This is a genomic window from Enterobacter wuhouensis (assembly GCF_004331265.1).
GTDB lineage: Bacteria > Pseudomonadota > Gammaproteobacteria > Enterobacterales > Enterobacteriaceae > Enterobacter > Enterobacter wuhouensis.
Genome location: NZ_SJOO01000003.1, coordinates 291,055 through 306,857, shown reverse-complemented (window position 1 = coordinate 306,857; position 15,803 = coordinate 291,055). Strand labels below are relative to the sequence as shown.

Annotated in this window: 16 protein-coding genes and 1 pseudogene; 5 read left to right on the top strand and 12 right to left on the bottom strand. The window is 55.9% G+C overall.

Annotation, left to right across the window (positions count from 1 at the left end):
- Positions 1-5: 5 nt before the first annotated feature.
- The 8 genes from E0L20_RS09075 to rppH all read right to left on the bottom strand — a co-directional run bounded on the left by E0L20_RS09075 (position 6) and on the right by rppH (position 6,560).
- Positions 6-329 (bottom strand): prepilin-type N-terminal cleavage/methylation domain-containing protein, encoded by a 324-nt coding sequence (locus E0L20_RS09075; protein WP_131633670.1) that lies wholly within the window; start codon positions 327-329, stop codon positions 6-8.
- Entirely contained in the window at positions 314-715 is a 402-nt protein-coding gene (locus E0L20_RS09070) for a DUF2509 family protein (RefSeq protein ID WP_131633669.1), read from the bottom strand. The genes E0L20_RS09075 and E0L20_RS09070 overlap by 16 nt, the downstream gene beginning before the upstream one ends.
- Positions 712-1,272: a prepilin peptidase-dependent protein gene (locus E0L20_RS09065; RefSeq protein WP_131633668.1), complete on the bottom strand. Its 561-nt coding sequence runs from the start codon at positions 1,270-1,272 to the stop codon at positions 712-714. The genes E0L20_RS09070 and E0L20_RS09065 overlap by 4 nt, the downstream gene beginning before the upstream one ends.
- Entirely contained in the window at positions 1,263-1,727 is a 465-nt protein-coding gene (locus E0L20_RS09060) for a prepilin peptidase-dependent protein (protein ID WP_131633667.1), read from the bottom strand. Before E0L20_RS09060 ends, E0L20_RS09065 begins: the two co-directional genes overlap by 10 nt.
- Before the next feature lie 184 nt (positions 1,728-1,911).
- Positions 1,912-2,706, bottom strand: a complete 795-nt coding sequence (gene thyA / locus E0L20_RS09055; RefSeq protein WP_131633666.1) for a thymidylate synthase — start codon at positions 2,704-2,706, stop codon at positions 1,912-1,914.
- A gap of 6 nt (positions 2,707-2,712) precedes the next feature.
- Positions 2,713-3,588 carry a prolipoprotein diacylglyceryl transferase gene (gene lgt / locus E0L20_RS09050; protein WP_131633665.1) on the bottom strand — a complete coding sequence of 292 codons (876 nt, stop codon included), beginning with the start codon at positions 3,586-3,588 and terminating at the stop codon, positions 2,713-2,715.
- Positions 3,589-3,770: 182 nt separating this feature from the next.
- Positions 3,771-6,017 carry a phosphoenolpyruvate--protein phosphotransferase gene (gene ptsP / locus E0L20_RS09045; RefSeq protein WP_131633664.1) on the bottom strand — a complete coding sequence of 749 codons (2,247 nt, stop codon included), beginning with the start codon at positions 6,015-6,017 and terminating at the stop codon, positions 3,771-3,773.
- Positions 6,018-6,029: 12 nt separating this feature from the next.
- Positions 6,030-6,560 carry an RNA pyrophosphohydrolase gene (rppH, locus tag E0L20_RS09040; RefSeq protein WP_003862791.1) on the bottom strand — a complete coding sequence of 177 codons (531 nt, stop codon included), beginning with the start codon at positions 6,558-6,560 and terminating at the stop codon, positions 6,030-6,032.
- A 442-nt stretch (positions 6,561-7,002) separates the two neighbouring features.
- Here rppH and E0L20_RS24055 point away from each other — a divergent pair.
- The 4 genes and pseudogenes from E0L20_RS24055 to E0L20_RS09020 all read left to right on the top strand — a co-directional run.
- Positions 7,003-7,092 (top strand): annotated as a pseudogene (locus E0L20_RS24055) (hypothetical protein); the annotation flags it as partial.
- 151 nt (positions 7,093-7,243) lie between these two features.
- Positions 7,244-7,936: a DNA mismatch repair endonuclease MutH gene (gene mutH, locus E0L20_RS09030; RefSeq protein ID WP_131633663.1), complete on the top strand. Its 693-nt coding sequence runs from the start codon at positions 7,244-7,246 to the stop codon at positions 7,934-7,936.
- 129 nt (positions 7,937-8,065) lie between these two features.
- The gene (locus E0L20_RS09025) at positions 8,066-8,284 is read left to right on the top strand and encodes a YgdI/YgdR family lipoprotein (RefSeq protein WP_131633662.1); all 219 of its coding nucleotides are present in this window, start codon (positions 8,066-8,068) and stop codon (positions 8,282-8,284) included.
- Positions 8,285-8,415: 131 nt separating this feature from the next.
- Positions 8,416-9,456 (top strand): NADP(H)-dependent aldo-keto reductase, encoded by a 1,041-nt coding sequence (locus E0L20_RS09020; RefSeq protein WP_131633661.1) that lies wholly within the window; start codon positions 8,416-8,418, stop codon positions 9,454-9,456.
- Between the two features lie 90 nt (positions 9,457-9,546).
- Here the strand turns inward: E0L20_RS09020 and lplT are convergent, their stop codons facing one another.
- Positions 9,547-10,743, bottom strand: coding sequence for a lysophospholipid transporter LplT (lplT, locus tag E0L20_RS09015; RefSeq protein WP_131633660.1), 1,197 nt, complete (start codon positions 10,741-10,743; stop codon positions 9,547-9,549).
- Entirely contained in the window at positions 10,736-12,895 is a 2,160-nt protein-coding gene (aas, locus tag E0L20_RS09010; protein ID WP_131633659.1) for a bifunctional acyl-ACP--phospholipid O-acyltransferase/long-chain-fatty-acid--ACP ligase, read from the bottom strand. Before aas ends, lplT begins: the two co-directional genes overlap by 8 nt.
- A gap of 619 nt (positions 12,896-13,514) precedes the next feature.
- Between aas and galR the strand changes: the two genes are divergently transcribed.
- On the top strand, positions 13,515-14,531 hold the full coding sequence (galR, locus tag E0L20_RS09005; protein WP_131633658.1) for an HTH-type transcriptional regulator GalR: 1,017 nt from the start codon (positions 13,515-13,517) through the stop codon (positions 14,529-14,531).
- On the opposite strand, the gene E0L20_RS09000 is transcribed toward galR, so the two are convergent.
- Positions 14,492-14,968 carry a GNAT family N-acetyltransferase gene (locus E0L20_RS09000; protein ID WP_131633657.1) on the bottom strand — a complete coding sequence of 159 codons (477 nt, stop codon included), beginning with the start codon at positions 14,966-14,968 and terminating at the stop codon, positions 14,492-14,494. The genes galR and E0L20_RS09000 overlap by 40 nt on opposite strands.
- Entirely contained in the window at positions 14,965-15,738 is a 774-nt protein-coding gene (locus E0L20_RS08995) for a GntR family transcriptional regulator (RefSeq protein ID WP_131633656.1), read from the bottom strand. The genes E0L20_RS09000 and E0L20_RS08995 overlap by 4 nt, the downstream gene beginning before the upstream one ends.
- Between the last annotated feature and the right edge of the window lie 65 nt (positions 15,739-15,803).

Sequence of the window (15,803 nt, the reverse complement as noted above, 5' to 3'; positions counted from 1 at the left end):
TCCGACTACTGGCTTACCGGGCAATGCAGACGCGTCATCTCGCCGCGCCGCCCCAGAGGAGAAATAAGTGTAACCGTGATGCTGACACATCCGGACTGCGTTGTCTGCACCCGCTTGACCTGCCAGCCGTCAGGTAGCGCATCGGCTTCCAGCAGCGACTGGTTCCAGACGTTATGCCAGAGCTGGCGGTACTGATTAAACGAGGTAAAACGTGCGGCCAGCGCCCGGTGATATCCGGACAATGCCGTGACCACCACGACCAGCAGCATCATCGCCAGTAATACCTCAACCATGCTGAACCCATTTTCTCTGTTCAGGGTATCTGGCATAGCGCACTCTCCTTAAGCGGACAAAAATCACTCCAGCCGTGGCGCGAAAACTGAATGTTTCCCTCCACCACCTCCCCCGTACGCCACAGCAGCAGATCATCGCTTCTGGCAATGAGCAACACCCGCGCCTCACTGAGCAATCGCAAACACACTCGCCAGGCGGTGCCGTTTTTGCACTGGAGATCTGTCTCTGTCGACCAGGGCTGAACCCGGCCCCACTCCAGCGCTGACTGTACGGTTGCCTGCATTTGAACCGCGCGACTCTCGCCGCCCACCAGCGTGCTGAACGAGGTAAGCTGCTGGTTAAGGCCGGTGAGGATGAGCGTGCCGAGCACCAGCAGAAGCAGAACCAGCGCCAGAGAGGACATTCCGCACTGCCGGTTCACAGGTTAAACCCCGTGACCCCGTAGCGCGCCTGATAAGGGGCACTATTTTCAGTTTTGCGAATAGCGGTCAGTGCAATGGTCAGCTCTGGCGCAAAACCGGCGCGTTCCGTTTGACTCACCTTAAACTGCTGGATGACCACCCGATTAGGATCGGTAAGTTTTTCCCACCCCTTTCCCTCGCAGCCGCTCGCCCCCCGCAACGTTTCCAGCGCCCCTGACTCCAGGCGATAGCCCGTACTCTCGTTTTCCGATGCGGCCGTGTCCCAGCGACCGTTGCTGTTTGCATCCCACTTCACAACGACGCAACTCCCCTGTCTGGCAATTGTCAGTCCTTGCCCCTGGCAGTTTCCGGCGCATAAACCCGCCCGTTGAAGCTGCTTGCCGACGACGTAAAGGCGTTGCCAGACCTCCTCCTCAAGCTCCCGCTGGCCTGACTGCAACAAAACGGCCTGCTGCAGGGCAGGTAAAAAACGCGATGCGCTTAGTAGCAACACGCTGCTGATTGCCATCGCGATCAGGACCTCAGCCAGGGAAAAGCCCTGCTGATTCATTGGCATGACCGATCGCCTGTAGCATTGCACATCCTGATTCGACCACCGTTTGAAACGATTATTAGCCATTCTCCCGCCCGACTTTGCACCCGTATCCTTCCTGCCCATGCGGTATCCCTTAATCCATAGAAGCCTAATGAAGGCGTTATCTCGCTAAACGTCACCTCAGGCCAGAGCGGGCTCATTACGTACGGATTGCCCTTCTCGCAACCCTTCACGAAAGAGCTTGCCAGACAGAGGCTCTCTCCCTCTCTCTGAATGGTTACCTGGTGGTCACGGTTATATCGGTTTGCGTTATTGCGCAGAAACACCAGATAGTCACGCACCTGCCCGGCGGTTTGCCAAAGCCGCTGCTGGTGCTGCCAGCTGTCCCAGCCATACATCCCCGTAGCGCTAAGAATGGCGACAAGGGCGATAGCAACCATGATTTCAGTAAGCGTAAAGCCGTTCTCTTTTTTCATGACGGGAGTGTGGCGCAGCGCCGGGGAAGCCGCGAGGAACGAATGGGAGGATTACGAGGCGGCATCCAGAGAATATGGCCTGTTGCAACACGTTGCATGCGATCTGGATAACGGCTCGTGAAACGAAATGCGGGCGAAAAAAAACCGGCGCGAATACGCGCCGGCTGTGTGAATATTTGCGGTATCAGATCGCGACAGGCGCTTTGATGCCGGGATGCGGGTCGTATCCTTCAATTTCAAAGTCGTCAAAGCGATAGTCGAAAATTGATTCCGGTTTACGCTTGATAACCAGTTTTGGCAACGCGCGCGGTTCACGGGTCAGCTGAAGGTGTGTCTGTTCCATGTGATTGCTATACAGGTGAGTATCGCCACCGGTCCAGACAAAATCACCCACTTCCAGGTCGCACTGCTGCGCCATCATATGCACCAGCAGCGCATAGCTGGCGATGTTAAACGGCAGGCCGAGGAACACGTCGCAGGAGCGCTGATAAAGCTGGCAGGATAGCTTGCCATCAGCCACGTAGAACTGGAAGAACGCATGGCACGGCGCCAGCGCCATCTTGTCCAGCTCCCCCACGTTCCAGGCAGAAACGATGATACGGCGCGAGTCCGGGTCGTTTTTCAGCTGGTTCATGACGGTGCTGATCTGGTCAATATGGCGACCGTCTGGCGTGGGCCACGCGCGCCACTGTTTGCCGTAAACCGGACCCAGGTTGCCGTTCTCATCTGCCCACTCGTCCCAGATGGAGACGTTGTTTTCGTGCAGATACGCAACGTTGGTATCGCCTTGCAGGAACCAGAGCAGTTCATGAATGATCGAGCGCAGGTGGCAGCGCTTCGTCGTCACCAGAGGGAAGCCTTCCTGCAGGTTGAAGCGCATCTGGTGGCCAAAAATGGAGAGCGTACCAGTGCCGGTGCGGTCGTTTTTCGGCGTGCCCTCATCGAGCACTTTTTTCATCAATTCAAGATACTGTTTCATGGTTCCTCAGGAGAGTTGTTGCTGTGGACGACGACGATACGCCCAAATCATCATAATGGCACCCGCGACAATCATCGGAATGGAGAGGATCTGCCCCATGCTGATGTACTGTACCCACTCGCCGGTAAACTGTGCATCCGGCTGGCGGAAGAACTCGACGATGATACGGAACGCGCCGTAGCCAATCAGGAACAGGCCAGAGACAGCCCCCATCGGGCGCGGTTTGCGGATGAAGATATTGAGGATGATAAACAGCACAACGCCTTCCAGCGCCAGCTCATACAGCTGGGACATATGGCGAGGCAGAACGCCATAGGTATCAAAGATAGATTGCCACTCGGGATGGGACGGCAGCAGCGCAATGTCTTCTGCACGTGAACCCGGGAACAGCATGGTGAAAGAGACGCTCGGATCGACACGGCCCCAGAGTTCACCGTTGATAAAGTTGCCCAGACGGCCTGCACCCAGACCAAACGGAATCAGCGGTGCGATAAAATCAGAAACCTGGAAGAAGTTGCGTTTGGTACGTTTGGCGAAAATCACCATCACCAGGATCACACCAATCAGGCCGCCGTGGAAGGACATGCCGCCGTCCCAGACGCGGAACAGATACAGTGGATCGTTCAGGAAAACCGGGAAGTTATAGAACAGGACGTAGCCAATGCGGCCACCGAGGAACACGCCGAGGAAACCGGCATACAGCAGGTTCTCGACCTCGTTTTTCGTCCACCCGCTGCCTGGACGGCTGGCGCGACGGCCCGCAAGCCACATAGCGAAAATAAAGCCCACGAGGTACATCAAACCGTACCAGTGAAGCGCGACAGGTCCTACTGAGAAAATAACCGGATCGAATTCCGGAAAATGCAGATAACCACTGTTCATCTGTCACCACAAGATGTTGTTATTCCGCTGAAAGTGGACAGCGGTAGAATTGCATTCCCGCCGATGGCAGGTGCTCCAAGGTTGCGAATAATAGCATAAGGCAGGCGCAGAGGATGCGCCTGAGATGTAAAAGATGTGTATAGGGTATTGTGCGCGGGTGCCCTCTTCTGCGGGATGAGGGCTTAACGGCCGCCGCGGATCAGGCCGCCCATGCCGCGTCGCTCCATGAACGCCGCAACCTGGTGTCGCACTTCGGTGGCTAGCTGCGCCTCCAGACTGCGGGCCGCCAGTTCGCTGGCATCGTCGATGTCGATATGGCGTAACAGATATTTCACACGCGCAACCGAGCGGCCGTTCATCGACAGATGGCGGAACCCCAGACCAATCAGGATCGCAACGCACATGGAATCTCCGGCCATTTCACCGCATAGGCGCAGGTCGAGATCGTACTGATTGGCTTCACGGGCAATCATTGCTAATGCCCGGAGCATCGCCGGATGCAGGCTGTCATAGATACTGGCAACGCGCGTGTTGTTTCGGTCAACGGCCAAAATGTACTGCGTCAGGTCGTTGGTGCCGACAGAGATAAAATCAACGCGGTTGGCCAGCTGCGGCAGCATAAAGACCATGGACGGCACTTCGAGCATCACGCCAATGCGCGGTTTAGGGATCGCATAGCCGATCATCTCTTCCACTTCACGGCCCGCACGTTCGATCAGGCGCTTCGCTTCATCGATCTCGTCAATGCTGGTCACCATCGGCAATAAAATGCTGAGATTTCCCGTCGCCGCGTTGGCACGCAGCATGGCACGTACCTGAATCAAGAATATTTCTGGCTGATCGAGGGTAATGCGGATCCCTCGCCAGCCGAGGCACGGGTTCTCTTCGCTGATCGGCATATACGGCAGCTGTTTGTCCGCCCCTACGTCAAGGGTACGCAGCGTGACGGGCTTATCGTTGAACATCTGCAGCATGCCCTGATACTGCGCGACCTGCTCCTCTTCAGACGGGAAGCCGCTTTGCAGCATGAACGGGATTTCCGTGCGGTATAGGCCAATGCCGTCAATGCGGCTACCGAGCTTCTCTTCATGCTCGGGGCTTAAACCGGCATTGAGCATGACTTTAACCCGCTCGCCGCTTTTAAGCTGTGCGGGCAGATTGACGTCATCTTCCGCCAGCTTGCTTAATTCATTCTCTTCACTGATAAGGCGCTGGTATTCCTGGAGCAGAACCGGCTCAGGATCGACCAGCAGCTCGCCGCGATACCCGTCCACCACCAGCGTGCGTCGGTGCAACACCGAGGGCTGAATATCTGCGCCCATAACCGTCGGGATACCCAGCGCGCGCACCATAATGGCAGCATGTGAGTTGGCTGCGCCATCGCGTACCACCACGCCCGCCAGCCTGTCCTGCGGCAGCTCGGCCAGCGTCGTTGCCGAAAGCTCATCAGCGACCAGCACAAACTTCTTAGGCCAGGCATTTGCGCCCTGAATGGTATCGTCGAGGTGGAACAACAGACGCTGCCCCAGCGAGCGCAAATCACCTGCCCGCTCTTTCAGATAACCGTCGGTCAGCGCAGCAAACTGTTCGGCGAATTTCTCGATAACTTTTTTCACCGCCCATTCTGCTACCGCGCCTTTATCGACTTCAGCAAACAGCTCCCGCCGCAGACGGGCATCGGAAAGCAGGTGAGAATAGAGGTCAAAGATGGCCGCCGTCTCTTTTTGCGCGCCCGCGGCAAAGCGTTTGCTGTAGCGGCGGAATTCGTTGGAAGCCTCTTCAAGCGCAGCGGTAAGACGCTCGCGTTCGAGCGCTTCATCAAGCGTCGAGGCCTCGTACACCTGCTCCATTAAAGGCAGAGTTGCGTCCATCCAGCCTTCAGCAATGGCGACACCCGGCGATGCCGGAAGCGCACGTATGCGCGTGTGACGATACTGACCAAAGAGAGCAGCAAGCTGAGACTGAGAGAGGATCGCGGCCATCTGCGTGGCGAGCGTCACAAGGAAAGACTCTTCACTCTCATCGTACTGGCGCAGCTCGCGCTGCTGGACTACGAGCACGCCGAGGAGCTGGCGACGCTGGATAATCGGCACGCCCAGGAAGGCGCGGAATCGCTCTTCTTTTACGGAAGGAATATATTTGAAGCTAGGGTGTTTTTGCGCATCGGCAAGGTTGATGGGTTCAGCCAGACGCCCAACCAGGCCCACAATACCTTCATCAAACGCGAGCGTAACGGTACGGCCTCGCGGTTTTTTCAGGCCACGGGTCGCCATCAGGTAATAGCATCGCCGGTCATGGTCGGCCAGATACACCGAACAGACTTCGGTTTCCATCGCAAGACAGATGTCAGTGACCAGAATATTCAGCGCCTCGTTCAGACGAGGCGCACTGGCCACTTTCTCGACTATTTCTCGCAAGCGGGTGAGCATGATTTGCGTAGCTTAACCTCTTTTACGTCGCCAGGCAGGTGCGCTCTGCGGCTTTGGAGGCGTCTCCTGAAGCTGCATCACAACACTTGCGAACTCTTTCATCACCCTACGGTAAACGTCGCGTTTGAACGACACGACCTGACGAACAGGATACCAATAGCTTACCCAGCGCCAGCCATCGAATTCCGGCGTACTGCTGGTTTGCATATTGATATCTGAATCGTTGCCCACCAACTGCAGCAGAAACCATTTTTGTTTCTGGCCGATACAAACCGGCTTTGTGTCCCAACGCACCAAACGTTTCGGTAACTTGTAACGCAACCAGTTGCGGGTCGAAGCCAGGATGCGAACATCTTTTCGGCTTAAACCGACCTCTTCAAACAGCTCCCGGTACATCGCTTGTTCTGGGGACTCTCCTGGGTTGATCCCACCTTGTGGGAACTGCCAGGAGTGCTGACCATATCGCCGGGCCCACATCACCTGGCCCTGACGATTACAAATTACAATTCCTACGTTCGGGCGGTAGCCATCGTCATCAATCACCGGACTACCCCAAACTAAACCTTATATACAAATGATTGTTTCACACTACAGGGAGGCGGTAAACCACTCTCTTACAGGCTTGCAACCTAATAACATTTGAATAACTCACAATTATGAGGCGAGTTATAAACAGATGAGACGCCATAACGGCAATTTTATTCACCTTTTCTGTGGATATAGTTGTGAAGAAGTATGGAATTACCGATGGACAACCTAAAAGCCCGGCCAAAGCGTCCGACCACACATTAAAAATAATACTATGTATTTCATTGCGTTAATTGTATTTTCATAGACCGCCGAGCCCATAACGTGACGATCGTCACATCAGAGATCGTCGTACTGACGAAAGATCGAACAGCGTCGGTTTTATCCACAGATTGTGCCAATAAGTTAGTCACAATTTGTGTGAAAATTCGATTTTCATCGCACGTCAAGGCTGTAAATTGAAACAGTAGTGAGGGTTATTCCCAGTTATCCCACTTTTCTGTGGATAACATGGTGTAAGATCCTGTTCATTGTCAGTGACCAGATTTGAACAACCCTGCGCTTAGCCGTATCGGATTACTCTAAAAAATTTAAAAAAACCTATAAATCAGTGACATGGAATATTCATACAGAAAAAGTTAAACTCTATCCACAAGGGATAATTTCCTGGTACATTTTTTAATCAAAAGGTTAACGTCATGCGCCCGCTTGCCCCATTGCTTTCACCCCCTTCCAGTGAAACCCAGCTGATCGACCAGGCGCAGCGTCTGGCGGGCTTTTCGCTCGGCGAGCTGGCGGCAATGGCAGGTTTACCGATCCCAAACGATCTCAAGCGCGATAAGGGCTGGATTGGCATGCTGCTTGAGCTATGGCTGGGCGCCAGCGCGGGAAGTAAACCTGAGCAAGATTTTGCGGCACTGGGCGTGGAGCTAAAAACTATCCCTGTCGATCGCAACGGTAAACCGCTGGAAACAACCTTTGTCTGCGTTGCGCCTTTAACGGGTAATACGGGCGTGACGTGGGAAACCAGCCACGTACGCCATAAATTGAAGCGTGTTCTGTGGGTTCCGGTCGAAGGAGAGCGCCAAATCCCCCTCGCCGAGCGCCGGGTTGGGGCACCGCTGCTCTGGAGCCCTGATGAGGACGAGGATCGCCAGCTCCGCCTCGACTGGGAGGAATTAATGGATATGATCGTTCTCGGGCAGGTAGAGCGTATTACCGCCCGACACGGCGAAGTGTTACAGATCCGCCCGAAAGCGGCCAACAGCAAGGCGCTGACAGAGGCAGTCGGCATGCGGGGTGAATCCATACTGACGTTACCGCGCGGTTTTTACCTTAAAAAGAATTTCACCAGCGCGCTGCTTGCTCGCCATTTCTTACTCAAAAACTAAGTTTTTAACGAATTTTGCGAGCTATCAAACACAATCGCCTGGTTTTTAAGATTTTACCGCTTCCTCCTGTCGAAATATCAGGTTATTACTACACTATGATTTGATACGAGCCAGGTGAGGACGATAACGATGAAAAAATGGGCAGTGTTAATTTCAGCAGTCGGTTTAGCATTTGCTGTCTCGGGTTGTAGCAGTGATTACGTGATGTCGACAAAAGACGGTCGGATGATTTTGACCGACGGCAAGCCTGAAGTCGACGACGATACCGGCCTGGTCAGCTACCGCGATCGGGAAGGGAATAACATGCAAATCAATCGCGACGAAGTTTCGCAGATTATCGAACGATAAATGGATAAAGGTCAGTACCCTGCTGGCCTTTTTGATTTTTCTCTTCCCCTTTTGCCTCCCCTCTGCCATGTTTATATTCCTTTGTCGGGAAGCCCCTGACGCGATCCACATGTTTACTAAGGAAGCCGGCTATGCACTATCACCGTATCCCCCATAGCGCTCTGGAGATTAGCCAGCTGGGGTTGGGCACGATGACATTTGGTGAACAAAACAGCGAAGCCGATGCCCATGCACAACTTGATTATGCCGTCAGCCAGGGCATTAACCTGATTGATGTCGCGGAGATGTACCCCGTTCCTCCTCGCCCTGAGACGCAGGGGCTGACCGAAACCTACGTGGGTAACTGGCTGGCAAAACGCGGCAATCGTGAAAAGCTGGTCGTTGCCTCGAAAGTTAGCGGCCCCTCGCGCAATAACGATGCCGGGATCCGCCCTAACCAGATCCTCGATCGCAAAAACATCCGCGCCGCGCTGGATGCCAGCCTGAAGCGCCTGCAAACCGATTATCTCGATCTCTACCAGGTTCACTGGCCGCAGCGCCCAACCAACTGCTTTGGCAAGCTGGGCTACAGCTGGAATGAGAACGCCCCGGCGGTCTCACTGCTGGAAACGCTGGAAGCCCTTACCGAGTGTCAGCGCGCGGGCAAGATCCGCTACATTGGCGTCTCGAACGAAACCGCGTTTGGCGTGATGCGCTATCTGCACCTGGCCGATAAGCACGACCTGCCGCGTATCGTCACCATCCAGAACCCCTACAGCCTGCTTAACCGCAGCTATGAGGTCGGTCTGGCGGAAGTGACGCAGTATGAAGAGGTGGAGCTGCTCGCCTACTCATGCCTGGGCTTTGGCACGCTGACGGGCAAATACCTGAACGGCGCAAAGCCTGCTGGCGCGCGTAATACGCTCTTCAGCCGCTTTACCCGCTACAGCGGTGAGCAAACCCAAAAAGCCGTCGCGGCGTATGTGGACATCGCGAAGCGTCACGGTCTTGACCCTGCGCAGATGGCGCTCGCCTTCGTGCGTCGTCAGCCGTTTGTGGCCAGCACCCTGCTGGGCGCAACGACGATGGATCAGCTGAAAACAAACATTGAGAGTTTCCATCTGAACCTGAGTGAAGAGGTGTTAGCGGAAATTGAAGCGGTGCATCAGGTATACACATACCCGGCACCGTAATAAAAGCAAAACGGCAACGCACGTTGCCGTTTTTAGGGTTTGCCCCCTCTCCCTGTGGGAGAGGGCCGGGGTGAGGGCATCAGGCAGCACTTATGAACGCCGACGCTGCCAGACCCACAGCCACGTAATCGCCAGCGCAAACAGCGCGCCAAACCCGACGCCAATGGCCACAACCGGCACGCCAACCTTCACAGCCAGCGAATAAAGCCCCAGCATCAGGAGCATCGCCATGTTTTCGCCGAGATTTTGCACGGCGATGGCGTTCCCGGCTCCAACGGTGTGTTTTCCCCGCTCCTGCAAAAGCGCGTTCAGCGGCACCACGAAGAACCCGCCCAGGATACCAATCAGGATCAGCAGCGCATACGCGGGTAATAACGCATGCTGGAGCGAGAAGAACAGCACGCCAACGCCAATCAGGATGCCCGCAGGCATACAGCGCGCCACCGTCTCAAGCGTAACCAGTTTTGCCGCAGCGCCGGCCCCAACGACAATCCCGACCGCAACCATCGCGTTAAGGTAAGTTGGGGTAGCATTGTCCACGATCCCCAGCGCCACCGGCACCCACAGCACCAGCAGGAAGCGCAACGTCACGCCCGCGCCCCAGAACATGCTGGTGCCCATCAGCGAGAAGCGCGTTTCACCGTTACGCCACAGCACGCGGCAGGCGTTAAAGAAGCTGCCGGTCATCGGCCTGAAGCGCCAGGATTGCCCCGGACGTGCCACCGCCAGTTTGGGAATGAACAGGTTAGCAATAACCGCCCCGCCGTATACCACGGCACAGACGCTCAGTGCAGCAAGCACATGCCAGTCCGCCAGCACTCCGCCCGCGACAGAACCAATCAGGATAGCGGCAATGGTGGAGGACTCCATCAGGCCGTTGGCTTTCACCAGCTTATCGCCGGTTGTGAGCTCGCCCAGAATACCGTACTTGGCCGGAGAGTAAGCGGCAGCACCGATCCCCACCAGCGTATATCCGATAAACGGGTTGATACCAAAGCAGATGCTCGCGGCCCCCAGCAGCTTGAGGCCGTTGGCAAACATCATCACCCGACCTTTCGGGAAACTGTCCGCCACCTGCCCCACAAAAGGCGCAAAGATAATGTAAGCACCCACAAACACCATCTGGAGGATCGGCTGGCTCCAGTCGGGGTAAAACTCGGCTTTCAGCAGCGCCAGGGTGGCAAACAGCAGCGCGTTATCGCCGAACGCAGAGAGAAACTGCGCCGCAATGACCGCCATCATGCCCTTCGACCAGATTGAAGTGTTAGTGTGTACTGACTCACGCATTTTGCTTTTCCGCCTCTTCAACCATGCCTTTTAGGGTGACGAAATCGGGCTTACCGCTGCCCAGTACAGGAAGCTGCTTGAGATAGCGAATATCGCGCGGCACCGCCAGCTCGGGGATGCCGTGCTCGCGCGCATGTTTAAGCAGCTGGTCGCGCTTAAGCTCACTGTCCGTAGTGAACAGCACCAGCGCCTCGCCTTTGCTGGCATCGCTCTTCACCACCGTCGCGTGCAGTTTGTCGGCAGAAACCGCCGTCGCCAGCATTTCAACCATCTCCAGCGAAACCATTTCACCCGCAATTTTGGCGAAGCGTTTAGCGCGCCCCTGGATCTGCACAAAGCCCTGCTCGTCGAAGCGAACAATATCGCCGGTGTCGTACCAGCCGGTCTCTATATCCCCATTGACGTTTTCCGCCGTTGGCGCTTCCAGCACGCCCGGGTTCTCCACGCGCAGATAGCCGTTCATCACGTTAGGCCCCTTCAGCTGCAGGCGGCCACCGTTCTCAATGCCCGGCACCTCCAGCAGGCGCGCGTCCATCCCCGGCAAAATGCGGCCAACGGTGCCCGGCTTCGCCGCCATCGGGACATTGATCGATACGACAGGCGCACACTCCGTCACGCCATAGCCTTCCAGAATGCGCAGGCCAAACTTGTCCTGCCAGATCTGGCGGGTGCTGTCCTGAAGTTTTTCAGCGCCTGCAACCACATAGCGCACGCGGAAGAAGTCATACGGATTGGCGAAGCGGGCGTAGTTGCCGAGGAACGTTGATGTACCGAACAGCACGGTACAGTTACGGTCATAGACCAGCTCCGGCACGATGCGGTAGTGCAGCGGGCTTGGGTAAAGGAACACTTCCGCACCCGTTAGCAGCGGCGTGAAGAGGCCGACGGTCAGGCCAAAGGAGTGGAACAGCGGCAGTGCCGACATAAAGCGGTCATTCGCGGTAAAGTCAGCGATCGTCTTGATCTGCTCGACGTTCGCCAGAATGCTCTTGTGGCTGTGAACGACCCCTTTCGGGTTGCCTTCAGAACCGGACGTAAAGAGGATAATCGCGTCGTCTTCCGGCTTCTGCTTCACCTGCGCGAGATGCGGCGCAAGCAGGTGAGCAAATATCCACAGCTTGTCGCCGGTGGTGACGTCGGCTTTTAAATCTTCCAGGAAGACCCAGCGCACCTGCGTCAGCTGCTCCGGCAGATGCCACAGCTTGCCTTTATCAAGGAACTGGCGGGAGGTGAACACGGTGTTGATTTGCGCCGCGGTAATCGCGCTGGTCAACCCTTTCACGCCCGCCGTATAGTTCATCATAGCCGGAATACGCCCGCGAGAAACGGCGCCAAAAATCACGGCGGCGCTGATGCCCGCGTTCGGCAGCATCAGGCCGATCTTTTCCCCCTGCTTGCTGTACTTCTCAAGAATACGGCCAACAAACAGCGTCTTGGTCAAAAGCTTGCGGTAGGTATCCGGCGTGAAGTTGATGTCTTCAATGCAGTTCTTCTTTGCGCCATAACGGTACTGCGCCGACAGCAGCGATTCATACAGCGTTTCGCGCGGGCGTACGGCCATGCGCGCTTCCATCATAATCTGGTGCAGCATTTCACCGGCGATTTTGCGGCGATCGCGGGCTCGCGGTGCCTCAGGCATCGGTAACGTGGTCGGTGGCAGAATGTGCAGGGTAATCTTAGGGAACAGACGCTGCTTCACCAGCCCTTTCAGGCGGCTAAAGTGGGTCAGCTCTGCGCCTTCAATACGCAGCGGCACCACCGTGGCTTTTGACTTCGCCGCAACGAATCCGGCACCGTCATAGATTTTCATCAGCGAACCCGTCACCGAGATACGCCCTTCTGGGAAAATGACCACCGGCCGGCCCTGTTCAACCAGGCGCACCAGATGTTTGATCATCATCGGTTTTGTAGGGTCGAGCGGCACAAAATCGATCAGCGGCGCCAGCTTGCGCATGTACCATTTTTCACTGATGGAACTGTACACGGCAAAAACGGGCCGCACCGGCAGAAATAGCGCCAGCAGTATGCCGTCGATAAACGACACGTGGTTTGGCGTGATAAGCACGCGTTCGCCGCGAAGCGCCTGGGCATCGCCAGTGACGCGGACGCGGAAAAGGACACGAAACAGTGTACGGAAGAACCCAAAAAGCATCTCAACTCCCTTTGCCAGCCAGTATGGAGGGTTATTAATTGTTGGCAGATTACACGAGAAGTGGAGAGGGGGCGACAGCAAAAATTGAGGCGAAAAAAAACCTGCGCATCCGCGCAGGCTGGTGCAAGAGATGAGTACGAAACCGTACTAAGAATTCTCACCAATCAATACCTCTGGGATCCTGATTGTGGCTCTTGCTACCCGGCTTCGCCAGCGGGAAAACGCAAGGGAATAAGCCGAAATGCAACCAGGTGTGAATATTCTCGTTTGCTGTTACAGGTTGAATGACGGGCAAAAAAAAACCTGCGTATAAACGCAGGTTGGTGTAAATCGTGTCAATCAACCGGAGTTGATTTCACCTATCAATACCTCTGGGATCTCGACTCTATCAATCCCATCCTCATCCCGCTATCGGACAATCGCAACAGCCTGAGGCAAAGTGTAACTAAAGGTTCGGATTGACATTATTTAGACATGGTTAAGCGTGTAACGATTACACGGTCACGCTCTGGTCTGCATCACGTTTGTGAATGACCAAATCTCCCTCCCCTTGAATGCGCGGGACTTTTCCGCAACACTAGTTGATGTGTAAACGCTTACCCCACTAAGAAGGTATTAAATGGCGACAATTAAGGATGTGGCTCGTCTGGCAGGAGTTTCCGTTGCGACCGTCTCACGCGTCATTAACAACTCCCCCAAAGCCAGTGACGCATCGCGCCAGGCAGTGCAAAGCGCCATGGAAAACCTGAATTACCATCCCAACGCCAATGCCCGCGCACTTGCTCAGCAATCTACCGAAACCATCGGGCTAGTGGTGGGCGATGTCTCGGACCCGTTTTTTGGCGCAATGGTTAAGGCCGTTGAACAGGTGTCTTATCACACCGGCAATTTCTTGCTGATCGGCAATGGCTACCACAACCAGCAAAAAGAACGCCAGGCCATCGAACAGCTGATTCGCCATCGCTGCGCCGCGCTGGTTGTCCACGCCAAAATGATCCCTGATGACGAGCTGATTCACCTGATGAAGCAGATCCCCGGGATGGTGATTATCAACCGAATTATCCCCGGCTTTGAAAAACGCTGCGTGGCGCTCGACGACCGCTACGGCGCGTGGCTTGCAACCCGTCACCTGATCCAGCAGGGCCATACCCGCATCGGATACCTCTGCTCGAATCACCCGATTTCAGACGCGGAAGATCGCCTGCAGGGCTATTACGACGCGCTGCGCGAAAACGGTTTGCCGTGCAACGATCGCCTGGTGGCCTACGGTGAGCCAGACGAGAGCGGTGGCGAACAGGCGATGACGGAATTACTCGGACGCGGGCGCAATTTTACCGCAGTGGCCAGCTATAACGACTCGATGGCCGCCGGCGCGATGGGCGTGTTAAACGACAACGGTATTGATGTTCCGGCAGTAATTTCGCTGATTGGGTTCGATGACGTGCTGGTCTCACGCTACGTGCGCCCTCGCCTGACCACCGTGCGTTACCCGATTATCACCATGGCAACGCAGGCAGCGGAGCTGGCGTTAGCGCTGGCGGAACAGCGGCAGCCGCCGGAAATCACGCACCTGTTCAGCCCAACGTTAGTACGCCGTCACTCCGTTACTTCGCCTGCCGAAGCGCAGAGCGAATAACGATAGAGGTGTACTGTTTTATCCGGGTACTCCAGCGCATCGCCAATGTACTGCCAGCCGTAACGTTCGTAGAAGTCGCGGCAGGCAGACCACAGGTGCAGCTCGGTAAACCCGGCCTGCGCGGCATACGCGATAACGTGCTCCTGAAGCTTCCCCGCCAGCCCTTTTCCGCGCGCCGCGTCATCGACGTACAGCGCCGCCAGCCAGGGGTACAGATCCTGACGAGTAATAAGATCGCAGCGCCATAGTCCCACGGTGCCCAGAAGCTGCTCATCCTCAACGGCAATAAAGGTCAGCGGCAATGCGCCTGGCGTCTGGCTGTGATCGATAACGCTGTGGAAAAACTCACGCGGCAGCCCGTCGCCAAAAGCACGCCAGATCCAGTCAATCACCCGATCGGCATACTGCGGCGCGGCATAGAGCGGCAGAATATTCACACCAGCTTTCCCTGAAAAATCGGAACGGATTCAAAAAGGTAGCCGTCAAAATCTGGCGCATCTTCATCGGATAATTCGAGCAGGCTCTTCTTCACGTTTTCCAGATGCTGGAACATCGCCTGCCAGGCGCCCATCACGTCGCGACGGCGCAGCGCGGCGAGAATGGTTTGGCGGTCGCCCAGCCATTTGAGGCGATACGCCCGGCTGGCAATATGGACGTTGAACTGCTGCCACAGCGGGCTGCTGTCCATGTGATGCCAGACGCTCTCGACCGTCGCCAGCAGCATCTGGTTTTGCGTCGCCCCCGCCAGCACCAGGTGAAACATTTTATTGTTATCCTGGCTGTTGTCGTTGGCGGCAATCGCCCGCTGCTCCTGCTCGATGATGCGGCGCAGGTTGTCGATATCGGCGCGCGTTGCCATTTTGGCGGCAAAGGCGGCGATGTTGCTTTCGAGGAGCTGGCGCGCCTGTAAAATCTCAAACGGGCCCACGTCGCTGTTGAGGAAACGCTCCTCCTCGTTTTCGTGCTCTTCAGGGATGCGCATCACGTAGACGCCGGAGCCCTGGCGGATATCCACCGTGCCCTGCAGCTCCAGCATCAGCAAGGCTTCGCGCACGATGGTGCGGCTTACGCCATAGGTCTCAGCAATGTTGCGCTCCGGCGGCAGGCGCGATCCCACGGGATAATGCCCCTGGATAATTTGCGCCCGTAAATCCTCGCCAATTTCCTGGTACTGTTTTTTTTCCGGCAGGATGACAGCCTTATCCACGTTTTCACCTGTTTTTCAGTTAATGCGCAGGCCGGGCGTCCTCCCGGCCAGTTTGTGCACTATTT